Genomic DNA, 23,703 nt, shown 5'->3' on the forward strand with positions numbered 1-23,703 from the left:
GCGCCGTACAGCGCCCCCGCCGGGCCTCTTGCCGTATGGACGAGATGTACGAGTGCCTCAGCCGGCCGGGATCCCGTCCCGGTCCTCCGTACGGCGCCCGGCCACCCGCTGCTTGACGACGGCGACGACGAGCACGATCGCGGCGACCAGCAGCGACAGCAGCATCGTCGTACGCCCGTCGTGCTCGGTGTCGGTCAGCATGTAGCCGAGCACGAACACGATCAGCGCGGCGCTGGCCCACGTCAGATACGGGTACAGCCACATCCGCACGACCAGCTTCTCCGGCGCCTCCGCCTCGATGATCTTCCGCATGCGCAGCTGCGAGAAGCAGATCACCAGCCACACGAACAGCGCGACCGCGCCGGAGGAGTTGACGAGGAAGAGGAAGACGGAGTCGGGGAACTTGTAGTTGAAGAAGACGGCGACGAAGCCGAACACCACCGACGCGATGATCGCGGTCTGCGGCACGCCCCGGCGGGTGGTCCGGGCGAACGCCTTCGGCGCGTCCCCGCGCCGGCCGAGCGAGAAGGCCATCCGGGAGGCCGTGTAGAGCCCGGAGTTGAGGCAGGACAGCACGGACGTCAGCACGATGAAGTTCATGATCTGACCGGCGTGCGCGATGCCGAGGGAGTCCAGGGCGGCGACGTACGAGCCGTCCTCGGTGATGGACTCGCTGTCCCACGGCAGCAGACAGACCACGACGAGGATCGAGCCGAGGTAGAAGACGCCGATCCGCCAGATGATGCTGTTGGTCGCCTTGGTGACGGCGCGCTGCGGGTCCTCCGACTCACCGGCGGCCAGCGTGGCGATCTCGCTGCCCATGAAGGAGAAGACGACGAGCAGGATGCCGGTGAGGACGGCGCCGGCGCCGTTGGGCAGGAAGCCGCCGTGTTCGGTGAGGTTGGCGAGGCCCGCCTGGTCGCTGTCGACACCGGGCAGCACGCCGAAGACGGCCAGTCCGCCGACGACGATGAACGCGCCGATGGCGACGACCTTGATCCCGGCGAACCAGAACTCGAACTCGCCGTAGGAGCCGACGGAGACCAGGTTGGTGGCGGTCAGCACCACCATCACGATGAGCGCCCAGCCCCACTGCGGAACGGCCGGTATCCATCCTTCGAGGATCGCGGCGCCGGCGGTCGCCTCGACCGCGAGGACGACGACCCAGAAGAACCAGTAGAGCCAGCCGATGGTGAACCCGGCCCAGGGACCGAGCGCCCGGTCGGCGTGCGCGGAGAAGGACCCGGAGGCCGGGTTGGCCGCGGACATCTCCCCGAGCATCCGCATCACCAGCACCACGAGCGTGCCGACGAGGGCGTACGACAGGAGGATGCCGGGGCCGGCGGTCGCGATGCCGGTGCTGGAGCCGACGAAGAGGCCCGCGCCGATCACACCGCCGATGGCGATCATCGACAGATGGCGGTTCTTGAGCCCGGCCTGGAGCCCGGAATCCCCCGGTGCCCCGGGATCGCCGGGCCTTCCGGGGTCGTCCTCGGGCTTGGTGAGGGTCGGCTGCGAAGTCATGGGGTGGTCTTCCTTTGCGCCGGTGGAGCAGTCCCGTGTGAGCGGGGTACGAGCCGGACCAGTGAAACGGAGGCGAAAGAATTCAGGAACCTTTGATTCCGGATTTTTACTTGAGCTTTTCCATAGCTTCCGTGGATTTGCTCACACTTTTCACGCAGGGCACCCGACGCGCCTTCCCGGGAACCCCCGTGTCACACTCGGACCATGCGCGTGTATCTCGGCTCGGACCATGCGGGCTACGAACTCAAGAACCACCTCGTCGAGTGGCTCGGGGCGGCGGGCCACGAGCCCGTCGACTGCGGCCCGCACATCTACGACGCCCAGGACGACTACCCGCCCTTCTGTCTCCGTGCCGCCGAGCGGACCGCCGCGGACGAGGGCGCCCTCGGCATCGTGATCGGCGGCTCCGGCAACGGCGAGCAGATCGCCGCGAACAAGGTCGAGGGCGTACGGGCGGCCCTGGCGTGGAGCGAGGAGACGGCGGCACTGGGCCGCCAGCACAACAACGCCAACGTGATCGCGGTGGGCGCGCGCATGCACACCCAGGACGAGGCGACGAAGTTCGTCGAGACCTTCCTGAGCACCCCGTTCTCCGGTGACGAGCGCCACATCCGCCGGATCGACATGCTCGCCGCCTACGAGACCACCGGCGACCTCCCGCCCATCCCCCCGCACCACCCGCAGCAGTAACACCGCCGGGGCCCTCCCCTCGACGCACGGACCTCGGGGGAGGGCGCCCGCTCCGTGGCGCGTCCCGCCGGGGCGACGCGCCGGCGGGACGCGGGAGACGCGGTCCCCGCCGGGGCCCCGGAACGAGCCGGGCCGTCCGGAACAAGCCGGGCCGTCCGGAACGAGCCGGGTCGCCGGTCCGCCCGGAGCGGGGCGGGCCGCCCGGAACGAGCCGGGTCGCCTGGAGCAAGCCGGGTCGCCTGGAGCAAGCCGGGTCGCCTGGAGCAAGCCGGGTCGCCTGGAACGAGCCGGATCGCCGGTCCGCCCGGAGCGGGGCGGGTCGCCCGGAACGAGCCGGATCGCCCGGAGCGAGCCGGGCCGTCCGGTCGACCGGGTCGGCCGGGCGGTGGGCACAAGCTTGGAAGGACATCCCCGTGCCGGAAGGCCACACCATCCACCGGCTGGCCGAGGACTACGCCGCCGCCTTCGCCGCCGGCACCCCCCTCCGCGTCACCAGCCCCCAGGGCAAGTTCGCCGACGCCGCCGCCCTCCTCGACCGCACGCCGCTGCACACCACCGACGCCCACGGCAAGCACCTGTTCCTCGGCTTCGGCGACGCCGAGCCCGCCGAGTGGGTCCACATCCACCTCGGCCTCTTCGGCAAGGTCACCTTCGGCCCGGCCCCCGTACCGCCGCCCACGGACACCGTCCGGCTCCGCCTCGCCGACGCCACGTCCTACGTCGACCTGCGCGGCCCCACCACCTGCGCCCTGATCACGGACCCCGAGAAGCAGGCGGTCCACGCCCGGCTCGGCCCCGACCCGCTGCGTCCGGACGCCGACCCGGCCCTCGCGTACCGCAGGATCGGCCGCAGCCGTACGACGATCGCCGCCCTCCTCATGGACCAGAAGGTCATCGCGGGCGTGGGCAACGTCTACCGCGCCGAGGTCCTCTTCCGGCACCGGATCGACCCGTACCGCGCGGGCCGGGACATCACCACGGCCGAGTGGGACGCGATCTGGGCCGACCTGGTCGCCCTGATGCGCGAGGGCGTCCGCCTCAACCGCATCGACACCGTCCGCCCCGAACACACCCCGGAGGCGATGGGACGCCCGCCGCGCGTCGACGACCACGGCGGCGAGGTGTACGTCTACCGCAGGGCCCACCTGCCCTGCCACATCTGTGGCGGCGAGATCCGCACCGCCGGCCTCGCCGCCCGCAATCTGTTCTGGTGCCCGGACTGCCAGCGCCGCTGAGCCGTCAGAACCCGTGCGGCAGCCACGGCGCCGGGTCGCTCCCGAACGCCAGGGACGCCTCCGCCAGCGCGCCCCGCCGCGACTCGTCCACCCGGCCGGCCGCCGCGAGCGCCGTGAGGCTCACCCCGCCCAGATACGCCGCGCCCAGCTCCCGTACCGACAGGACGAGGTCGGCCGACTCCTCCGTACGCTCGCAGGACGCGCCCTTGGTGTCCCCGCTCAGCCGCCAACGCCCCGCGTTCCAGGGACAGAAGGCGTCCTCCACCTCGAACACGACGTCCACCGGCGCCCGGTACGTCCGCGCCCGGAGGGCCGCGCCGACGTCGACCAGCCGTACGTACAGCGAGTCCCGGATCTCCGGCCGGCACCGGCGGATGTCGGACACCATGTACTGCCACGCCTCGTCGACCGGCCGGCCGCGCGCCACCAGCGACGACGTCAGGTCGATGCCGAACAGGAACCGCCACAGTGCCGCGTCCGCCGCCGGATCCAGCGCGGCCAGGGTGCTCAGGACCACCGAGCCCTCGTGCCCCGCCGGACCGTACTCCCCCTTCACCCGGAACCGCGCGTACCCGACCGTCTCGCCGTCCCGTTCGGCGACGACGCACTGCAGCGGCGACGCCCCGCCCCGGCTGCCCGCCGGGTCCAGCGTCCCCAGCCGCTCCCAGCCCGGCTGCCGCGCGAGCATCCCCGCCCGGCCCGGCACGAGCCGGGCGTACACCGCCTCGCACGCGTCGAGCACGTCGGCGGGGGCCGCGTACCGCACCCGTACGTCATCCGTACCGGACGGGACCGACAGACTCGTACGACTCGTGTCGATCTCGGCGTTGACCTGGAAGGTGGCCGCCTCGTACCCGAACCGGCCGTAGATCGCCGGCTCCGACGCCGTGAGCACCGCCAGCGGCTCGCCCCAGGACCGGACGTCGTCCAACTGGCGCCGCATCATCGTCCGCAGCACGCCGCGCCGCCGGTGCGTGGCGGCCACGCTGACGCCCGTGACGCCCGCGGCCGGCACGGAGTCCCCGCCGGGCACGGTCAGCCGGAACGAGAACGCGCCCGCCGTCCCCACACACTCGTCGCCGTCCCAGAACCCCAGAAAACGGTCGTACTCGGTGAGCGAGTTCCACAGTTCGCGTTCCTCGTCCGCCTCCTCGCCGCCGCCGAACGCACGGATCAGGTTCGCGTACCACTTGTCCCAATCATCCGGCTGCAGCACGCGAAGTCCTGTTACGGGGCCCGTTTTCTCGGTCGTCATGAGCCATCCCTACCAGTGCCGTACCGGACGAGCGAGGCAATTTCTCCCGCGCGGCCCCACGGCGGCGCCTGGTGAAGTTGACTGTGAAGTCGGCCCCGGCAAGGGGACAACCAGGACCTCCCGTGCCAAGTGGCCGGTCCGATGGATAGGGTCCCGAACTAATGGCAGCAGGACGAGAGCGGCGCGCGGAAGCCGACACGTTCACGGCCCGGTTGAAGAAGCAGTGGCACCGGGCCCGCGTCGGCGTGCGCCGGAGCGCCGTCGACTACTTCCGCGGCGACGGCTCGGACTGGGTCGCGCTCGCCGGACTGTTCCTCACCGTTCCGCTGATCGCGGCCGGGACACTCGCCAACTCGGTGTGGTGCGCGCCGGCCGCACTGGTCATACCGATCGTCGCCGGCGGCCTGCTGCTGCGCCCGGCGAGCCTGCTCGGCCTGTACGCCGCCGCGGCGACCGCGCTGATCGTGGAGTCGGTGCAACTCGGCCCCTACACCGAGGGCGCGGCCCGGGTCACCCCGGGCGTGGTCCTCACCGTCGCCGCCTGCGGCTTCTTCGGACTGCTCGTCGCACAGTTCCGCAGCCGGGTGGGCGTGCCCTGGCGGCGCGGCGGCACCATGCTGTTCGACCTGCGCGAACGCATCCGGGTGCAGAGCAAGCTGCCGAAACTCCCCGACGGCTGGCACCGCGAGATGGCCCTGCGCCCGGCGGGCGGCCAGTCCTTCTCGGGCGACTTCGTGGTCGCGGCCCGCACCAACGGCGGGCGCACCCTGGAGGTCGTGCTCACCGACGTCTCCGGCAAGGGCATGGACGCCGCCTCACGCGCCCTGCTGCTCTCCGGCGCCTTCGGCGGTCTCCTCGGCAGCCTCCCGCCGCACGCCTTCCTCCCCGCCGCCAACGGCTATCTGCTGCGCCAGGACTGGGACGAGGGCTTCGCCACCTCCATCCACCTGGTGCTCGACCTGGACTCCGGCGACTACGAGCTCTACTCCGCCGGGCACCCGCCGGGCCTCCAGCTCAGCGCGGGCAGCGGACGCTGGGAGGAGAAGGCGGCCGACGGCCCGCTGCTGGGCGTGTACGACGGCGCCCAGTTCGACTCGGTGAAGGGCTCGCTGCGCCCCGGGGACGTGCTGATGCTGTTCACGGACGGTCTGGTGGAGACCTCGGAGCGGGACATCGTCGAGGGCATCGACCGCCTCACCGGCGAGGCCGACCGCTATGTCGCGGGCGGCTTCCACGGCGCCGCCTGGCACCTCATCGAGGCGGTCGCCAAGGACGTCAACGACGACCGGGCGCTGCTGCTGATCTGCCGCGAGGGCCCGACGGCCGCCGCGGCGGCCCGCTGACCCGTGCACACTGGGCGGGTGACCGAGACGACACCGCTGCCCCTGGCCGAGATCGAGGCCACCGCCCGCGCCGCGCACACCGGCCAGACCGACAAGGCGGGCCGGCCCTACGCCGAACACCTCCGGGCCGTCGCCGAGGGGGTACGGGCACGCGGCGGTGACGAGGAGCAGATCGCGGCGGCCTGGCTGCACGACGCCGTCGAGGACGACAAGCTGTCCCGGCGGTGGCTGGAGGAGGCGGCGCTGACCCGGCGGACCAAGGACATCGTCCTCGCGGTCACCAAACGGTCCGGGGAGCCGCCCGAGGCGTACGCGGCCCGGATCCTCGCCACCCCCGGCGCGCTGCTGGTGAAGGAGGCGGACCTGGCGCACAACGCCGACCCGGCCCGCCTCGCCGTACTGGACGGACCGACCCGCACACGACTGACCGAGAAGTACACGCGGATGCGCGCACTCCTCGGTCTCGTGGTCCCGTGAAGGGGGAGGGGTACTCCTAGGCGGAGACCTTCTCGCGAGTCTCCTTCTTCTCCTGCCGCTCACGTTCGCGGGCCTGTTCGGCGGCGTCCCGCTTGAACGCCCACTCCATCCTCGGCTCCATCACGAACCGGAACGTCCGCCGTACGGGGGCGGTGCACAGCAGGGTCACCAGGGCCGCCGCCAGGACGCTCACGGCGATCTCGCCGAGCGGCTGACGCAGCACGGAGTGCTCGAACCAGCCCTGGTAGTCGCCGGCCTTCACCACGAAGCCGTGCAGCAGATAGCCGTACAGCGTGCCCGCGCCGAGCGCCGTGAACCACATGTGGCGGCGCGGCACCCAGGCGAAGAAGCAGGCGGTCAGCAGCAGCGAGCAGCCGAACATCGCGAGCACCATGACCGGGCCGGCCCACCACGGCGCGCCCAGTTCCTGCGCGGCGTCACGGTGGTAGAACCACGCGGTGTTCATCCGCGGCACCGCCCACCAGCCGAAGGCCAGCGCCGCCGCGAACACCGGCACCGCCGCGATCCGCACCGACCGGCGGCGCACCATGTGGAAGTGCTCCGGCCGCATGCACAGACCGAGCACGAAGTACGGCAGGAACTGCAGCACGCGCTGCAGGTCGAGGTCGTCGCCGATCCCGGGGGTGGCACTGGCCAGCATGGCGATGCCGAGGGCCAGCGGCAGCGGATGCCGTACCGCGTTCCAGATCGGCGTGGTCAGCCGCCACACGAACAGCGCGACCAGGAACCAGGTCAGGTACCAGGGGTCGAGCAGGCTGATCTCCTGCTCCGGGGCGTGGTCGACGACCCGTCGGAACAGGGGATAGGCGGTCTCGAACACGATGTACGGCACGGCGACGCCGGTGATCAGCCGGCGCAGCCGGTCGGGCCGTATGTCGAAACTGCGCGAGAAGAAGCCGGAGATGACGATGAAGGCCGGCATGTGGAACGAGTACACGACCGTGTACGCCGCCTCCAGGACCCGGCTGTCGCCCTTGAGGGGCTCCCAGGCGTGGCCGACCGCCACCAGCACGATCGCCAGGTACTTGGCGTTGTCGAAGAACGCGTCGCGCTGTTTGCCGTGCGGGCTCTTCGTGTGCGGGCTCTTCGTGCGCGGGCTCGGCACTCCGGGCGCCGGTGACTGCGCCGGGGGGAGCGGCGTTCTGCGGTTGCCGTACGGTCGCTGCGAGTTCGTCACTGACCCTCCCGGCGGGAACTCGGGGAGTCGATCGGTGAGCTCGCTGCGCTTGCGGGGGACGAGGCAGCGTGGAACATCTGAGGCACCCTAGCGTCGTCCGCGGCATTTCGTAAAACGCCCGGCGTTGTTCCTGGTATTCGGCTCGGGTGCCCCGGATCGGGGAAAGTGATCGGCATGATCGGCGTGATGGCCAACACGCTGTGCATATAAGGGACTTGGCCGGCACTCGGACCGGACTTGTCGTGATTGTTCCGGACTGAACCACGCATAAGCCCGGCAGGCGACTCCGGTGATATGTCCAGCTTGGGTATGTCTCCACCGTATCGGTCCAGGGCTTGCCGGAGTACCCGCGGCGACAATTCGAATTAGCTGCGAACGCGTTGTGTGGAGACGGAAACGATCCTGTTGAATTCCCTGTGCGGGTGTTCCTTCGAATTGCCGTGCGACACGGCGTCGTCGGTCCGCGCGGACGTTCGCGCGCGGGTGGGGCCGGCCACACCGGGACGGATGATGCGTCAGCCGCCGCATAGGGCGGCCGTGTTGGTGGCACGATGGTTCTGGCGGGGTGCGCGGGGTCGCGTCGCCCGGGCCGGGGAAGCGGAACCGACCGAGGGTGTGATCAGTTGTGGCCATTTCACTGTCTGTGGTGCTGCTGTTGGCGATCATCCTGGTGGTGCTGATGAGAAGCGGCTCCATCAAGGCCGGCCCGGCGATCGTCGCCGTCCTCTTCGGCTTCTTCCTCGCCTCCACCGGCATGGCCGACGACATCCAGCGGTTCCTGGACTCGATAGCCGAGATGATCAACTCGATCAGCTTCTGACCCCGCCCGCCCCCGCGCGGAAACGATCCGGGCCGCCCGCCGCGGAGAAAAGCGACCAGGGCCGGGTCGGAGGAAGAACCTCCGACCCGGCCCTGAGCCGTACAGAGCGGGCGACGGGAATCGAACCCGCGTAGCTAGTTTGGAAGACTAGGGCTCTACCATTGAGCTACGCCCGCACGGAGCGCGCCGCGCGTCGGTGACCGCGGCACTGACAGGCATCGTAGCGGGTCGTGCGCCCTCGTCGCACACCCCGTTTCCGGACCGCCCCGGCGCGGCACCGCGCGCGTGAAACGCGGCGGCCGTTCCGCCCGGGTGCATGTACCCTACGTGTCGCACCAGACGGGGTGTGGCGCAGCTTGGTAGCGCGTCCGCTTTGGGAGCGGAAGGCCGTGGGTTCAAATCCCGCCACCCCGACCAGCCACCTGCTCATGCACCGGTGATCGCCTTTTGGGTGCCGTAGCCGCTGCCGTTACTATGCAAGCTGCACGCCCTGTGTGTCTCTGAAGTCCTCCGGGCGGCGAATCGGCCGGACCCCTCTGGTCCCGGCAGAACCCGAGAAGTCAGCCACAAGGAGACCGAACCGTGAAGAGCGCCGTGGAGACCCTGAACCCGACCCGGGTTCGGCTCACTGTCGAGGTGCCCTTCGAGGAGCTCAAGGACAGCCTCGACGCGGCGTACAAGAAGATCAACCAGCAGGTCACGGTGAAGGGCTTCCGCAAGGGCAAGGTCCCGGCCCGGGTCATCGACCAGCGCTTCGGCCGCGGTGCGGTGCTGGAGGAGGCCGTCAACGACGCCCTCCCGAAGTTCTACACCGACGCGGTCAACGAGGCCGAGCTGAGCCCGCTGGGCCAGCCCGAGGTCGACATCACGGAGCTGAAGGACGGCGAGACGCTGAACTTCACCGCCGAGGTCGACATCCGCCCGACCATCGAGATCCCGGACTACTCCGGCATCGAGGTCGAGGTCGACGCCGTCGAGGTCACCGACGAGGACGTCGAGAAATCGGTCGAGCAGCTCCGCGAGCGCTTCGCCTCCACCTCCCCGGTGGAGCGTGCCGCCGAGGACGGCGACGTCGTCACCATCGACCTGGAGGCCAAGGTCGACGGCGAGGTCCTCGAGGACGGCGTCGCGAGCGGTGTGTCGTACACCATCGGCTCCGGCGAGCTGCTGGACGGCATCGACGACGCCGTGAAGGGCCTGGAGGCCGGTGGCGAGGCCACCTTCACCTCCGAGCTCAAGGGCGGCTCGGCGGCCGGCAAGGAGTCCGAGGTCACCGTCAAGGTGTCCCAGGTCGCCGCCCGTGAGCTGCCGGAGCTGGACGACGAGTTCGCCCAGCTCGCGTCCGAGTTCGACACCCTCGAGGAGCTGAAGGCGGACAGCCGCAAGCGCCTGGAGAACATGAAGCAGTACGACCAGGCCACGCAGGCCCAGGAGCGCGTCCTGGAGAAGCTGCTCGAGCTGGTCGAGGTCCCGGTCCCCGAGAAGCTGCTCGAGGACGAGATCAACACCCGCAAGCACAACCTCGAGCACCACCAGCTCGGCCAGATGGGCCTCGACCTCGCGAAGTACCTGGAGATCCAGGGCAAGACCGAGGAGGAGTTCGAGACCGAGACCCGCGAGGCCGCGGTCAAGGGCATCAAGACCCAGTTCGTGCTCGACGAGCTCGTCAAGCAGGAGAAGCTCAACGTCAACCAGGAGGAGCTCACCGAGCACCTCATGCGGCGCGCGGCCTCCTCCGGCATGTCCCCCGACCAGTTCGCCCAGGCCGTCGTCGAGCAGGGCCAGGTCCCGCTCCTCGTCGGCGAGGTCGCCCGCGGCAAGGCCCTGGCCTCCGTGGTCGAGAAGGCCACGGTCAAGGACACCAACGGCGAGATCGTCGACCTCGAGGACGAGGACGAGGAGGAGACCGAGGCCTCCGAGTCGACCGAGGCCGAGGCCACCGAGGCCCCCGCCGAGGAGAAGACCGAGGGCTGACCCTCGCATCACCTCTGACGTGATCACCAGGGCCCCGGAGTGTGCGACACTCCGGGGCCCTGGTGTCTGGCGTCGGGGCGTGCATCCCGCCGGATCCTGCCGTCGGGCGCCGGGGTGTGCGTCGCTCCGGGGCCCTGCTGTCGGGCGTCGGGGCAGCAAACCAGGGGCGCGGGGCTGTAACGATGTGCGGCTCCGCCGCGTGGGCGCGACCAGCCCCCACCGGCCCGCAGCCGCCCACGAACCAGTGGTCCCCGCCGGAAAGGCGAACGGCGCCCCCCTCGCGGAGCACACGGCGGAGCGCATCGCGGAGCAACCGCGAAGTACACCCCTCTACGCCCCCGGCGAACACCCCCGTTACCGGGATTCCCTGGCGGAGTCACCGCGTTAGGGTCCTTGAATACCAGGGGACGCGAGTCACCGAATACGGCTCCGACCCCGTAGGGACACGTGAGACGGCCCGGCGCCGTCGTAAGACGAGCAGGTGGATACGTGACGAATCTGATGCCCTCAGCCGCCGGCGAGCCCTCCATCGGTGGTGGCCTCGGCGACCAGGTCTACAACCGGCTGCTCGGCGAGCGGATCATCTTCCTCGGCCAGCCGGTCGACGACGACATTGCCAACAAGATCACCGCACAGCTGCTGCTCCTTGCCTCCGACCCGGACAAGGACATCTACCTGTACATCAACAGCCCCGGCGGCTCCATCACGGCCGGCATGGCGATCTACGACACCATGCAGTACATCAAGAACGACGTGGTGACGATCGCCATGGGCCTGGCGGCCTCCATGGGCCAGTTCCTGCTGAGCGCCGGCACCCCCGGCAAGCGTTTCGCGCTGCCGAACGCCGAGATCCTGATCCACCAGCCGTCCGCCGGTCTCGCCGGTTCGGCCTCGGACATCAAGATCCACGCCGAGCGGCTGCTGCACACCAAGAAGCGCATGGCCGAGCTGACGTCCCAGCACACCGGCCAGACGGTCGAGCAGATCACCCGCGACTCCGACCGTGACCGCTGGTTCGACGCCTTCGAGGCCAAGGAGTACGGCCTCATCGACGACGTGATCGCCACGGCCGCCGGCATGCCGGGCGGCGGCGGCACCGGGGCCTGAGCGGCCTCGCGGGGCCCTCGCGGCCCCGTGGACGCCCCACCGGGCCCCCGGGCCCGGTGAACAGCCCCAGCAGCCCCAGCCGACCGCCTCAGCCCCTTTCAGGAGACACCGTGAACAGCTTCCCCGGCAGCGGCCTGTACGACCGCACGCCCGCCGCCTCCGAGGGCCGGTACACCGGCCCCTCGGCCGAGTCCCGCTACGTCATCCCGCGCTTCGTCGAGCGCACCTCCCAGGGCATCCGCGAGTACGACCCGTACGCGAAGCTCTTCGAGGAGCGCGTGATCTTCCTCGGCGTGCAGATCGACGACGCCTCCGCCAACGACGTCATGGCGCAGCTGCTGTGCCTGGAGTCGATGGACCCCGACCGGGACATCTCGGTCTACATCAACAGCCCCGGCGGCTCCTTCACCGCGCTCACGGCGATCTACGACACGATGCAGTACGTGAAGCCGGACATCCAGACGGTCTGCATGGGCCAGGCGGCCTCCGCCGCCGCCGTCCTGCTGGCCGCCGGTACGCCCGGCAAGCGCATGGCGCTGCCGAACGCGCGCGTGCTGATCCACCAGCCGTACAGCGAGACCGGCCGCGGCCAGGTCTCCGACCTGGAGATCGCCGCCAACGAGATCCTCCGGATGCGGAGCCAGCTGGAGGAGATGCTGGCCAAGCACTCCACCCGGCCGCTCGACAAGATCCGCGAGGACATCGAGCGCGACAAGATCCTCACGGCCGAGGACGCGCTGGAGTACGGCCTGATCGACCAGATCATCACCACCCGGAAGATGGACAACACCAGCCTGCGCTGACGCGGGGCGGGGGTGTAACGTCTGCCGCCCCTTGGCACGGTTTGGCACGGTCCACGTCAAAGTGAACCGTGCCAAGGGGGGCCCGAACGGGGGGCCAGGCAAGGTACCGTCGGACATAAGGCAGCACCAGGAGCCGCCGGACGCCCGCGTCCAGGCGACTCCCAGGCGAAGGGGAAGCACACCGTGGCACGCATCGGTGACGGCGGCGATCTGCTCAAGTGCTCGTTCTGCGGCAAGAGCCAGAAGCAGGTCAAGAAGCTCATCGCAGGGCCCGGTGTGTACATCTGCGACGAGTGCATCGATCTCTGCAACGAGATCATCGAGGAAGAGCTCGCCGAGACCAGTGAGGTCCGCTGGGAGGAGCTGCCCAAGCCCCGCGAGATCTACGAGTTCCTCGAGGGGTACGTGGTGGGGCAGGAGGCGGCCAAGAAGGCGCTCTCCGTCGCCGTGTACAACCACTACAAGCGCGTCCAGGCCGGCGAGAACGGCGGTGCGCAGGGCCGCGAGGACGCCATCGAGCTGGCGAAGTCCAACATCCTCCTGCTGGGCCCCACGGGCTCCGGCAAGACCCTGCTGGCCCAGACCCTCGCCCGCATGCTGAACGTCCCGTTCGCGATCGCCGACGCCACGGCGCTCACGGAGGCGGGATACGTCGGCGAGGACGTCGAGAACATCCTGCTGAAGCTGATCCAGGCGGCCGACTACGACGTCAAGAAGGCCGAGACCGGGATCATCTACATCGACGAGATCGACAAAGTCGCCCGCAAGAGTGAAAACCCCTCGATCACGCGCGACGTCTCGGGCGAGGGCGTCCAGCAGGCCCTGCTGAAGATCCTGGAGGGCACCACGGCCTCCGTCCCGCCGCAGGGCGGCCGCAAGCACCCGCACCAGGAGTTCATCCAGATCGACACGACGAACGTGCTGTTCATCGTGGGCGGCGCCTTCGCCGGACTGGAGAAGATCATCGAGGGCCGGGCGGGTGCCAAGGGCATCGGCTTCGGCGCGACGATCATCTCCAAGCAGGAGCGGGAGTCCAAGGACCAGTTCGAGGAGGTCATGCCGGAGGACCTGGTCAAGTTCGGCATGATCCCCGAGTTCATCGGCCGGCTCCCGGTCATCACGAGCGTCCACAACCTCGACCGCGAGGCCCTGCTCCAGATCCTCGTCGAGCCGCGCAACGCGCTGGTGAAGCAGTACCAGCGCCTCTTCGAACTCGACGGAGTGGAACTGGACTTCGAGCGCGAGGCACTGGAGGCCATCGCCGACCAGGCCATCCTCCGCCAGACCGGCGCCCGCGGCCTGCGCGCCATCATGGAGGAGGTCCTCCAGGGCGTGATGTACGAGGTCCCGTCCCGCAAGGACGTCGCCCGCGTGGTCATCACGGCCGACGTGGTCCTCTCCAACGTCAACCCGACCCTGATCCCGCGCGACGCCCGCGGCCGGGGCTCCGGCGAGCAGAAGACGGCGTAGCCGCCACCGCGGCAACGCGAAGGGGCCCCGGGTCGACCCGGGGCCCCTTCGGCGTTCGTACGGTTCAGGCCTTGACGCGGATCTGCTCGCGGAGCTTGGTGGTGAGGTCGACCGCGGTGTCCTTGCCGACGCCCGTGCCGTTGTTGTCACCGGGCGAGACCATGGCGACCGTGCTGTAGTCGGCCCAGGCGCAGAACCAGTCGGTCGACTCCTTCTTGGTCAGCGCGTTGGTGCTCTTGGTCGACTGGCACTTGGCGACCGCGCCGTCGATCTCGACCTCCTCGGGGTCGCCGATCAGCTCGGCGTTCTGCATCCCGCCGGTGTCACTGGTCGAGCTCTCCTTGACCTCCTTCTGGATGTTGGCGAAGAACTTGTCCAGGACGCTCTGGGGGTCGGCGATCTCGCCGTAACCGCCCACCATCGTCATGCCCTTGGCGGTCAGCAGCTCGGCCTGGCCGGGAAGCGTGGAGGGATCCTCGGGGTCGTAGTTGCTGAAGTCGGCGGTCGACCACTGCCCGACGATGGCCGTACCGTTCTTGACGCCGCTCTTCTCCATGTCCTGCGCGGTGTCGGAGTCGCTGCTCTCATTGCCCTCGCCGACCAGCTTGTACTCGCTGATCACCGTCGCCGGCGTCGTCAGCTTGTGCGCCCCGTCGTCCTCCAGGCCGCCCGCGCCGCCGCCCCCGCCGATCACGAAGTACGCGCCCACGCCGATCGCCGCCACGACCGCCACCGCGCCGATGATGATCCCGGCCTTCTTGCCGCCGCCGCCCGAAGCGGGGGGCTGGGGCGGCATGCCGTACTGGGGCTGGCCGTAGGGCGGCTGCTGGCCGTACGGCTGCTGCGGCGGGACACCGGGCTGGCCGGGCTGCTGCGGGTAGCCGTATCCGGGCTGGCCGGGCGGGGGAGCCTGCTGGGGGTAGCCGTAGCCGGGCTGCGGAGCCTGCGGCTGCTGGCCGTAAGGTCCCGGCTGGCCGTACGGCCCGGGCTGCTGCGGCTGCTGCCCGCCGTACGGGCCCGGCTGGTTGTAGCTCATTACGGGGTTCCCCCTCCAGGTGCTTATGCGTTGCTGACATCCTGACTCAGGAGTGACGCGTTCAGACCGCCGGGGGTCGCACCGTTACAGAGAAACGCGTTTCGGGACAGGCCCGTGACGCCTCTAAACTGAGCCCCGTGACCGAGAACGCTCAGCAGGAGCCACCAGCGCCCACGACCGAACTGCCGACCCAGTACGCGCCGGCCGATGTAGAGGGGCCGCTGTACGAGCGCTGGGTAGAGCGCGGTTACTTCGAGGCGGACGCCAAGAGCGAGAAGCCTCCGTACACCGTCGTCATCCCGCCGCCGAACGTCACCGGCAGCCTGCACCTCGGGCACGCGTTCGAGCACACGCTCATCGACGCCCTGACCCGCCGCAAGCGCATGCAGGGCTTCGAGACGCTGTGGCAGCCCGGCATGGACCACGCCGGCATCGCCACGCAGAACGTCGTCGAGCGGGAGCTCGCCAAGGAGGGCAAGTCCCGCCACGACCTCGGCCGTGAGGCGTTCATCGAGCGGGTCTGGCAGTGGAAGGGCGAGTCCGGCGGGCAGATCTCCGGTCAGATGCGCCGCCTCGGTGACGGCGTCGCCTGGTCGCGTGAGCGCTTCACGATGGACGAGGGCCTCTCCCAGGCCGTCCAGACCATCTTCAAGCGGCTCTACGACGACGAGCTGATCTACCGTGCCGAGCGCATCATCAACTGGTGCCCGCGCTGTCTGACCGCGATCTCCGACATCGAGGTCGACTACCAGGACGACGACGGCGAGCTCGTCTCCATGAAGTACGGCGAGGGGGACGAGACGATCGTCGTCGCCACGACCCGTGCCGAGACGATGCTCGGTGACACGGCCGTCGCCGTCCACCCCGAGGACGAGCGCTACAAGCACCTCGTCGGCAAGCTCGTCAAGCTGCCGCTGACCGACCGTTCCATCCCGGTCGTCGCCGACGAGCACGTCGACCCCGAGTTCGGCACGGGTGCCGTCAAGGTCACCCCGGCGCACGACCCGAACGACTTCGAGATCGGCCAGCGGCACGGCCTGCCGTCCATCGCCGTGATGGACGAGCACGCGGTCATCACCGCCCACGGCCCCTTCCAGGGCCTGGACCGGCTGGAGGCCCGCTCGGCCATCGTCGCCGCGCTGCGCGCCGAGGGCCGGATCGTCGCCGAGAAGCGGCCGTACGTCCACTCGGTCGGCCACTGCTCGCGCTGCAAGACCACCATCGAGCCCCGGCTGTCCATGCAGTGGTGGGTCAAGGTCGGCCCGCTGGCGAAGGCGGCCGGCGACGCCGTCCGCGACGGCAAGGTCAAGATCCATCCGCAGGAGATGGAGAAGCGGTACTTCGACTGGGTCGACAACCTCCACGACTGGTGCATCTCGCGGCAGTTGTGGTGGGGCCACCGCATCCCGGTCTGGTACGGGCCGAACGGCGAGGTCGTCTGCGTCGGACCGGACGACGAGGCCCCGACCGGCGAGGGCTGGCACCAGGACACCGACGTCCTCGACACCTGGTTCTCGTCGGGCCTGTGGCCGTTCTCCACGCTCGGCTGGCCCGAGCGGACGGAGTCGCTCGCGAAGTTCTACCCGAACTCCGTCCTGGTCACCGGCTACGACATCCTCTTCTTCTGGGTCGCCCGGATGATGATGTTCGGCCTGTACGCGATGGACGGCACCCCGCCGTTCCACACCATCGCCCTGCACGGCATGGTCCGCGACCAGTTCGGCAAGAAGATGTCGAAGTCCTTCGGCAACGCGGTCAACCCGCTGGACTGGATGGACAAGTACGGCAGCGACGCGCTCCGCTTCACCCTCGCGCGCGGCGCCAACCCCGGTGTCGACGTGCCGATCGGCGAGGACTGGGTCCAGGGCGCGCGCAACTTCGCCAACAAGATCTGGAACGCGACGCGTTTCGCGCTGATGAACGGCGCGACGGTCGAGGGTCCGCTGCCGGACGCGTCGAAGATGTCGTCGACCGACCGCTGGATCCTGTCCCGGCTGAACTCGGTCGTCGCCGAAGTCGACGCGTACTACGACGACTACCAGTTCGCCAAGCTGTCGGACACGCTGTTCCACTTCGCGTGGGGCGAGGTGTTCGACTGGTACGTCGAGCTGTCCAAGACGACGTTCCAGGCGGGCGGGGAGCCGGCCGAGGTCAGCAAGCGGGTCCTCGGCGAGGTGCTGGACGTCACGCTGCGGCTGCTGCACCCGGTGGTCCCGTTCGTCACGGAGACGCTGTGGACCACGCTGACGGGGGGCGAGTCGGTCGTCATCGCCGAGTGGCCGTCCGACAGCGGCTTCCGGGACGCGGACGCCGAGCGGGAGATCGAGACGCTGCAGTCCGTCATCACCGAGGTCCGCCGCTTCCGCGCCGACCAGGGCCTGCAGCCCGGCCAGCGGGTCCCGGCCCGGCTGAACCTCGACGGTACGGCGCTGGCCCCGCACGAGCCGGCCGTCCGGCAGCTGCTGCGCCTCCAGCCGGAGGGCGAGTCCTTCACGGCCACGGCGACGCTGCCGGTGGCGGGTGTCGAGGTCGCGCTGGACCTGTCCGGTGTGATCGATGTCGCCGCCGAGCGGAAGCGCCTGGCCAAGGACCTCGCCGCCGCCGAGAAGGAGAAGGCCCAGGCGACGGCGAAGCTCGGCAACGAGGCGTTCCTGTCGAAGGCCCCGGACCACGTGGTCGACAAGATCCGCACGCGCCTGACCAAGGCGGAGGAGGACATCACCCGACTCCGGACCCAACTCGACCGCCTGCCCCCGGCGTAACCCACCGCGGCTGCGGTCAGCCGCCCGGTCCGGACGGCGCCCCCCGCTGCTGCGGGCAGTCGTGCCGCTCGGGCGGCGCCCACCCCTGTGGCTGCGGGCAGTCGCTCGGTCCGGACGGCGCCCCCGCTGCTGCGGGCAGTCGTGCCGCTCGGGCGGCGCCCACCCCTGTGGCTGCGGTCAGCCGCCCGGTCTGGACGGCGCCCCCCGTCGCTGCGGGCAGTCGTGCCGCTCGGGCGGCACGGGTGGGCGCAGCGGCACCCCGCGAGCGCGGGTGAGCGAAACCCCGCGACGGCAACCGAAGGCTCCCGGAACCACACGGCTCCGGGAGCCTTCGGCCGTCCGGGGGGCGGGTCGCGCCGCTCGGCGCCTACGAGGTGCCTTCCTCGGAGGGGGTACCCCCAGCGCCCACCCGTGCCGCCCCAGCGGCACGAGGGGGCGCGGGCCGGGGTACGTAGACTGGTCCCCGTGAGTGAGCTCCCCCCTGATGACAGCGAGCAGCCCGAGCCCGTCGACGGCTTCGACGAGATCGTCGAGGCCGAGACCGACCGCGACCCCGACCTCGCGGTGATCGAGGCCGGCAGCCGCACCCTGCGCACCCAGGGCGGCCCGCCCCAGGCGGACGTGCCCGCCCGCCCCGCCGACCCCGAGGTCGACAAGGCCCTGCGTGAGGTCGAGGCGGAGCTCGCCACCCGCTGGGGCGAGACCAAGCTGGAGCCCTCGGTCGCCCGCATCGCCGCGCTGATGGACGTCCTGGGCGAGCCCCAGCGCTCGTACCCCTCGATCCACATCACCGGCACCAACGGCAAGACCTCCACCGCCCGCATGATCGAGGCCCTGCTCGGCGCCTTCGAGCTGCGCACCGGCCGCTACACCTCCCCGCACGTCCAGTCGATCACCGAGCGGATCAGCCTCGACGGGGCACCCGTCTCCGCCGAGCGGTTCATCGAGACGTACCAGGACGTCAAGCCGTACGTCGAGATGGTGGACGCCCGGCAGGAGTACCGGCTGTCCTTCTTCGAGGTGCTCACCGGCATGGCGTACGCCGCCTTCGCCGACGCCCCCGTGGACGTGGCGGTCGTCGAGGTCGGCATGGGCGGCAGCTGGGACGCGACGAACGTGATCGACGCCGGCGTCGCCGTGGTGACGCCGATCGACCTCGACCACACCGACCGGCTCGGCACCACGCCCGCCGAGATCGCCGGCGAGAAGTCCGGCATCGTCAAGCGGGACGCGACGGTGATCATGGCGCAGCAGCCGGTGGACGCCGCGCAGGTGCTGCTGAAGAAGGCCGTCGAGGTGGACGCGACGGTGGCCCGCGAGGGTCTGGAGTTCGGGGTCGTGGCCCGGCAGGTGGCCGTCGGCGGCCAGCTGGTGACGCTGCGCGGACTCGGCGGCGAGTACCCCGAGGTGTACCTGCCGCTGCACGGCGAGCACCAGGCCCACAACGCGGCCGTGGCGCTCGCCGCCGTGGAGGCGTTCTTCGGCGTCGGCGCCCAGCACGCCCAGCCGCTTGACATCGACACCGTGCGCAAGGCGTTCGCCGCCGTCGCCTCCCCGGGCCGGCTGGAGGTCGTGCGGCGTTCGCCGACCGTCGTCCTGGACGCCGCCCACAATCCGGCGGGCGCGCGGGCGGCGGCCGCCGCGATCGGGGAGGCGTTCCAGTTCAGCCGGCTCATCGGCGTGGTCGGCGCGAGCGGCGACAAGAACGTGCGCGGACTGCTGGAGGCGTTCGAGCCGGTCTTCGCCGAGGTCGTCGTCACCCAGAACTCCAGCCACCGTGCGATGGACGCCGACGAGCTGGCGGGAATCGCGGTCGAGGTGTTCGGCGAGGACCGCGTCCAGGTCGAGCCGCGGCTGCCGGACGCCCTGGAGGCCGCGATCACACTGGCCGAGGAGGAGGGCGAGTTCGCGGGCGGCGGTGTGCTCGTCACCGGTTCCGTCATCACCGTCGGCGAGGCCCGACTGCTCCTGGGGAGGGGCTGAGATCCCGTGCGTACGCTCTGCGCTTCGACGCTGATCGGCGAGTTCTTCATCATCGGTTTCGCCGGGCTGGTCGCGATGAAGGACGCGGACCTGTCCACCGGCACGGTGTGGACGGTCTGCGGCATCGCGATGTTCCTGTCCGTGGCCCTGTGCGGGATGGTCACCCGGCCCGGCGGGGTGGCCCTCGGCTGGGCGCTGCAGATCGCCCTGATCGCCTCCGGTGTCTTCGTCCCGATGATGTTCTTCATGGGCGCGCTCTTCGCGCTGCTGTGGTGGACGTCGGTGCACTTCGGGCGAAAGGTGGACGAAGCCAAGGCCCGTTTCGCCGCGCAGGCGGAGCAGCCTGACGCTGCGTGACAGATGTCCCGACACGCCCGGTAATCTCGTCCTCCCGCATCACTTCCCGCACAAGGAGCTCCGTCGTGACCCAGCGCACCCTCGTCCTCCTCAAGCCCGACGCCGTACGTCGTGGCCTGACCGGCGAGATCATCAGCCGTATCGAGCGCAAGGCCGGCTGGCAGATCACCGCGCTGGAGCTGCGGGCCCTGGACCAGGACACGCTGGAGCAGCACTACGGCGAGCACAAGGGCAAGCCGTTCTACGAGCCGCTGGTGGAGTTCATGGCCTCCGGGCCGGTCGTGGCGATGATCGTCGAGGGTGAGCGGGTCATCGAGGGTGTGCGCCAACTGGCCGGTCCCACCGACCCGATCGCCGCCGCCCCGGGCTCGATCCGCGGTGATTTCGGTGTGATCGTCCGGGAGAACCTGATCCACGCCTCCGACTCCGAGGAGTCCGCCGAGCGCGAGGTGAAGATCTTCTTCCCGGGTCGCGCGTAACCCGCGTACTCGGACGTGCGCGAATCCCGCGCATAACGATCACATCGCGGCAGCGGCCGACGCGTTTGGCCGCCTGTCGGACGGTCTGGGGGCTTTGCCCCCGGACCCTTTTTTGGCATATGCGCGGCGTTCGGGGGAACGGATGCCCCCGATGGACCGTCTCCACAAGCAGCGGGGCGCGCCATCTGATGACAATGGCGAAGACCCTCGCGCGGTGTTCGCGAAGGCGCGTCTACGATGGAAGCCTTCACGTCACCGTACCCACCTCGCCGACCTGAGAAGCCCTCAAAAGCTCGTGGGAAGGCCAGTCGAATCCTGATGGGGAACTCAATGTCGTTCATCGGCCGTGACATGGCTGTCGACCTCGGGACCGCCAACACGCTGGTGTACGTCAGGGGTCGTGGGATCGTACTCAACGAGCCGTCCGTCGTCGCGATCAACACCAACACCGGTGGCATCCTCGCGGTCGGTGCCGAGGCGAAGAAGATGATCGGGCGCACCCCCGGCAACATCGTCGCCGTGCGCCCGCTGAAGGACGGCGTCATCGCCGACTTCGAGATCACCGAGCGGATGCTCCGCTACTTCATCCTGAAGATCCACAAGCGGCGGTACCTGGCTCGTCCGCGGGTCGTCGTCTGTGTGCCCTCGGGCATCACGGGCGTCGAGCGCCGCGCCGTCATCGAGGCGTCGTCGCAGGCCGGCGCCCGTCAGGTGCACATCATCGAGGAGCCCATGGCCGCCGCCATCGGCTCCGGGCTGCCGGTCCACGAGGCCACCGGCAACATGGTGGTGGACATCGGCGGCGGCACCACGGAGGTCGCGGTCATCTCCCTCGGCGGCATCGTCACCGCCCAGTCCATCCGCGTCGCGGGCGACGAGCTGGACAACGCGATCATCCAGCACATCAAGAAGGAGTACTCCCTCCTGCTGGGTGAGCGGACGGCCGAACAGATCAAGATCACGATCGGTTCGGCGTACGACCTGGACACCGACGAGCACACCGAGATCCGCGGCCGGGACCTCGTCTCCGGACTGCCCAAGACCGTCGTCATCTCCGCCGCCGAGGTGCGCAAGGCGATCGAGGAACCGGTCAACGCCATCGTGGACGCCGTCAAGACGACCCTCGACAAGTGCCCGCCGGAGCTGTCCGGCGACATCATGGACCGGGGAATCGTCCTGACCGGCGGCGGCGCGCTGCTGCGCGGCCTCGACGAGCGGCTGCGCCGGGAGACGGGCATGCCGATCCACATCGCCGAGGACCCGCTGGACAGCGTGGCGCTCGGTTCCGGCAAGTGCGTCGAGGAGTTCGAGGCGCTTCAGCAGGTGCTCGACGCCCAGCCGCGCAGATGACGCACCTCCTCGATACCGCCGTACGGGACGACCTTCTTCCGTGCGGCGGATCGTTGATATAGAGGCACAAACCCCCACAACCCCCCTGTAACGCCTCGAAAAAACCTCCGAAGCATCCTTCGACGCACCCTTCGAAGCATCTTCGACACACCTGAACAGACCCCCACCTCATACCCGTTCTCGACGAGGAAGGCACGGCCGCCGCACGTGAGGGACACACGAGAGAGCCGGCTGCTCCTGGTGCTGCTGATCGCCATCGCGTTCGCACTGATCACGGTGGACATCCGCGGCGGGGAGGATTCACCGGTCGACGGTGCCCGGCAGGCCGCGGCGACCGTCTTCGGCCCGATCGAGAACGGCGTGTCCGGCGCGGTCGACCCGATCGGCAACGCCGTCTCCGCCGTCCGGGAGTCCGGCGACCGGCACGACCGGCTCGCCGAGCTGGAGCGGGAGAACACCGCGCTCAAGGCCGAACTCGGCAGCGACGACCGCGGCCGCAGCCGCCTCAAGCAGCTCGACAAGCTGCTGAAGATCTCCGGCCAGGGCCAGTACGGCATCAAGGGCGCCCAGGTGATCGCCATAGGGGCGGCCCAGGGCTTCTCCTGGACCATCACCATCGACGCCGGAGCCGACGACGGCATCGAACGCGACATGACCGTCCTCAACGGCGACGGACTCGTCGGCCGCGTCACCACCGTCGGCCCGGACACCGCCACCGTGCTGCTCGCCACCGACCCCGACTTCACCGTCGGCACCCGCATGGAGTCCACCGACGAACTCGGCTTCGCCGCCGGCCAGGGCGACCGCCCGCTGCGCGTCGAACTCCTCAACGGCAAGGCCGAGATCAAGAAGGGCGACCGCCTGGTCACCTTCGGCTCGCAGGCCGACAAGCCGTTCGTGCCCGGCGTCCCCGTCGGCGTCGTCTCCCGTGTCGACCCCTCCGGCGGCGACCTCACCCGCACCCTCTCCGTCACGCCGTTCGTCAGCTTCAGCAAGCTCGACGTCGTCGGCGTCGTCGTCCAGGCCCCCGAGAAGGACCCGCGCGACACGGTGCTGCCCAAGAAGCCGAAGCCGACCCCCACGCCGACCGTGACGGTGACCGTCACGCCCTCCGCCCCCGCCGACGGCCTCAACCAGCAAGAGCAGTAGGAGCTGTCACCCCATGCGCGTCAACCGGATCCTGCTCTCCAGCTCGCTGGTCGTCGTCGCCCTGGTGATCCAGGTGAGCGTCCTCGCCCGCCTCCACCTCCCGGGCGCCGTCCCCGACCTGCTGCTGCTCACCGTCCTCGGCCTCGCCCTGGTCTACGGCCATGTCGGCGGCGCCCTCATCGGCTTCGCCGCCGGACTCCTCGCCGACCTCGCCCCGCCCGCCGACCACGCCGCCGGGCGCTACGCCCTCGTACTGTGCGTCATCGGCTACCTCGCCGGACTCGTCAAACCCGAGAGCGGGCAGGTCAGGTCGGCGACCGGCCCGATGGTCGTGGTCGTCGCCGCCGCCGTCGGCTCCACCCTGCTCTACGCCGGTGTCGGCGCCCTCGTCGGCGACACCGCCGCCCGCCATGTCGGCCTCGGCGGGCTGCTGTTCACCGCCGCCCTGTACGACCTGCTGCTCGCGCCGTTCATCGTCCCCGGCGTCATGGCCCTGGCCCGGCGCGCCGAGAACGACCCGCTCGCCGAGACCAGTCCCGCCAAGTCCGGCGACGTCGCCTCCGGCTGGCTCTCCGGCGGCACCGGACTGCGCATCGGCGGGCAACGGGGCGGACTGCGGGTCAAGGCGGCCCGCGCCCGGGTGGCCCGCGCCGGACGCATCAAGGGGGTCAAGCGCCTGTGACCTCGCAGA

Annotated in this window: 20 protein-coding genes and 2 tRNA genes; 17 read left to right on the forward strand and 5 right to left on the reverse strand. The window is 70.2% G+C overall.

Translation table 11 applies throughout. The features are described from left to right. Positions 1-57: 57 nt before the first annotated feature. Positions 58-1,524 (reverse strand): amino acid permease, encoded by a 1,467-nt coding sequence (locus ACFV5H_RS29875; RefSeq protein ID WP_385198087.1) that lies wholly within the window; start codon positions 1,522-1,524, stop codon positions 58-60. Between the two features lie 204 nt (positions 1,525-1,728). On the opposite strand from ACFV5H_RS29875, the gene ACFV5H_RS29880 reads away from it, so the two are divergent. Together ACFV5H_RS29880 and ACFV5H_RS29885 are read left to right on the forward strand one after the other, a co-directional pair. Then, positions 1,729-2,214, forward strand: coding sequence for a ribose-5-phosphate isomerase (locus ACFV5H_RS29880; protein ID WP_073931876.1), 486 nt, complete (start codon positions 1,729-1,731; stop codon positions 2,212-2,214). Positions 2,215-2,627: 413 nt separating this feature from the next. Next, a complete protein-coding gene (locus tag ACFV5H_RS29885; protein WP_385198088.1) occupies positions 2,628-3,449 on the forward strand; it encodes an Fpg/Nei family DNA glycosylase in 822 nt (273 codons plus the stop codon). Between the two features lie 4 nt (positions 3,450-3,453). On the opposite strand, the gene ACFV5H_RS29890 is transcribed toward ACFV5H_RS29885, so the two are convergent. After that, on the reverse strand, positions 3,454-4,704 hold the full coding sequence (locus tag ACFV5H_RS29890; protein ID WP_385051739.1) for a GNAT family N-acetyltransferase: 1,251 nt from the start codon (positions 4,702-4,704) through the stop codon (positions 3,454-3,456). Positions 4,705-4,865: 161 nt separating this feature from the next. Here ACFV5H_RS29890 and ACFV5H_RS29895 point away from each other — a divergent pair, with 161 nt between their 5' ends. Continuing rightward, a complete protein-coding gene (locus tag ACFV5H_RS29895) occupies positions 4,866-6,047 on the forward strand; it encodes a PP2C family protein-serine/threonine phosphatase (RefSeq protein WP_385051741.1) in 1,182 nt (393 codons plus the stop codon). An 18-nt stretch (positions 6,048-6,065) separates the two neighbouring features. Continuing rightward, on the forward strand, positions 6,066-6,524 hold the full coding sequence (locus tag ACFV5H_RS29900) for an HD domain-containing protein (RefSeq protein WP_385051743.1): 459 nt from the start codon (positions 6,066-6,068) through the stop codon (positions 6,522-6,524). Positions 6,525-6,540: 16 nt separating this feature from the next. Here the strand turns inward: ACFV5H_RS29900 and ACFV5H_RS29905 are convergent, their stop codons facing one another. After that, positions 6,541-7,722: an acyltransferase family protein gene (locus ACFV5H_RS29905; protein WP_385198089.1), complete on the reverse strand. Its 1,182-nt coding sequence runs from the start codon at positions 7,720-7,722 to the stop codon at positions 6,541-6,543. A gap of 625 nt (positions 7,723-8,347) precedes the next feature. Between ACFV5H_RS29905 and ACFV5H_RS29910 the strand changes: the two genes are divergently transcribed. Then, positions 8,348-8,542 carry a hypothetical protein gene (locus ACFV5H_RS29910; RefSeq protein ID WP_217127783.1) on the forward strand — a complete coding sequence of 65 codons (195 nt, stop codon included), beginning with the start codon at positions 8,348-8,350 and terminating at the stop codon, positions 8,540-8,542. 105 nt (positions 8,543-8,647) lie between these two features. On the opposite strand, the gene ACFV5H_RS29915 is transcribed toward ACFV5H_RS29910, so the two are convergent. Further along, positions 8,648-8,718, reverse strand: a tRNA-Gly gene (locus ACFV5H_RS29915). 164 nt (positions 8,719-8,882) lie between these two features. Here ACFV5H_RS29915 and ACFV5H_RS29920 point away from each other — a divergent pair. The 5 genes from ACFV5H_RS29920 (at position 8,883) to clpX (ending at position 13,896) form a co-directional block, all read left to right on the forward strand. Beyond that, positions 8,883-8,959 (forward strand) — tRNA-Pro (locus ACFV5H_RS29920). A 165-nt stretch (positions 8,960-9,124) separates the two neighbouring features. After that, the gene (gene tig, locus ACFV5H_RS29925) at positions 9,125-10,516 is read left to right on the forward strand and encodes a trigger factor (RefSeq protein WP_385051748.1); all 1,392 of its coding nucleotides are present in this window, start codon (positions 9,125-9,127) and stop codon (positions 10,514-10,516) included. Positions 10,517-11,017: 501 nt separating this feature from the next. After that, positions 11,018-11,623, forward strand: a complete 606-nt coding sequence (locus ACFV5H_RS29930) for an ATP-dependent Clp protease proteolytic subunit (protein WP_024887530.1) — start codon at positions 11,018-11,020, stop codon at positions 11,621-11,623. Positions 11,624-11,733: 110 nt separating this feature from the next. Further along, positions 11,734-12,426: an ATP-dependent Clp protease proteolytic subunit gene (locus ACFV5H_RS29935; protein WP_073931884.1), complete on the forward strand. Its 693-nt coding sequence runs from the start codon at positions 11,734-11,736 to the stop codon at positions 12,424-12,426. A 183-nt stretch (positions 12,427-12,609) separates the two neighbouring features. Beyond that, positions 12,610-13,896, forward strand: a complete 1,287-nt coding sequence (gene clpX / locus ACFV5H_RS29940; RefSeq protein WP_073931885.1) for an ATP-dependent Clp protease ATP-binding subunit ClpX — start codon at positions 12,610-12,612, stop codon at positions 13,894-13,896. 64 nt (positions 13,897-13,960) lie between these two features. On the opposite strand, the gene ACFV5H_RS29945 is transcribed toward clpX, so the two are convergent. Beyond that, the gene (locus ACFV5H_RS29945) at positions 13,961-14,932 is read right to left on the reverse strand and encodes a hypothetical protein (RefSeq protein ID WP_385051750.1); all 972 of its coding nucleotides are present in this window, start codon (positions 14,930-14,932) and stop codon (positions 13,961-13,963) included. 137 nt (positions 14,933-15,069) lie between these two features. Here ACFV5H_RS29945 and ACFV5H_RS29950 point away from each other — a divergent pair, with 137 nt between their 5' ends. The 7 genes from ACFV5H_RS29950 to mreD all read left to right on the forward strand — a co-directional run bounded on the left by ACFV5H_RS29950 (position 15,070) and on the right by mreD (position 23,694). Continuing rightward, positions 15,070-17,694, forward strand: a complete 2,625-nt coding sequence (locus ACFV5H_RS29950; protein ID WP_385198090.1) for a valine--tRNA ligase — start codon at positions 15,070-15,072, stop codon at positions 17,692-17,694. A 465-nt stretch (positions 17,695-18,159) separates the two neighbouring features. Continuing rightward, positions 18,160-19,677 carry a bifunctional folylpolyglutamate synthase/dihydrofolate synthase gene (locus tag ACFV5H_RS29955; protein WP_385051754.1) on the forward strand — a complete coding sequence of 506 codons (1,518 nt, stop codon included), beginning with the start codon at positions 18,160-18,162 and terminating at the stop codon, positions 19,675-19,677. Positions 19,678-19,683: 6 nt separating this feature from the next. Beyond that, positions 19,684-20,034, forward strand: coding sequence for a DUF4233 domain-containing protein (locus ACFV5H_RS29960; protein WP_385051756.1), 351 nt, complete (start codon positions 19,684-19,686; stop codon positions 20,032-20,034). 65 nt (positions 20,035-20,099) lie between these two features. After that, a complete protein-coding gene (gene ndk / locus ACFV5H_RS29965; protein WP_030818434.1) occupies positions 20,100-20,513 on the forward strand; it encodes a nucleoside-diphosphate kinase in 414 nt (137 codons plus the stop codon). Positions 20,514-20,843: 330 nt separating this feature from the next. Beyond that, positions 20,844-21,863 carry a rod shape-determining protein gene (locus tag ACFV5H_RS29970; RefSeq protein WP_006133575.1) on the forward strand — a complete coding sequence of 340 codons (1,020 nt, stop codon included), beginning with the start codon at positions 20,844-20,846 and terminating at the stop codon, positions 21,861-21,863. Between the two features lie 207 nt (positions 21,864-22,070). Continuing rightward, positions 22,071-23,012 carry a rod shape-determining protein MreC gene (gene mreC, locus ACFV5H_RS29975; RefSeq protein WP_385051759.1) on the forward strand — a complete coding sequence of 314 codons (942 nt, stop codon included), beginning with the start codon at positions 22,071-22,073 and terminating at the stop codon, positions 23,010-23,012. Between the two features lie 13 nt (positions 23,013-23,025). Then, on the forward strand, positions 23,026-23,694 hold the full coding sequence (gene mreD / locus ACFV5H_RS29980; RefSeq protein ID WP_385198091.1) for a rod shape-determining protein MreD: 669 nt from the start codon (positions 23,026-23,028) through the stop codon (positions 23,692-23,694). Positions 23,695-23,703: the final 9 nt, after the last annotated feature.

Origin of the sequence: Streptomyces sp. NPDC059787 (assembly GCF_042732315.1) — a bacterium.
Taxonomy (GTDB): Bacteria; Actinomycetota; Actinomycetes; order Streptomycetales; family Streptomycetaceae; genus Streptomyces; species Streptomyces atrovirens.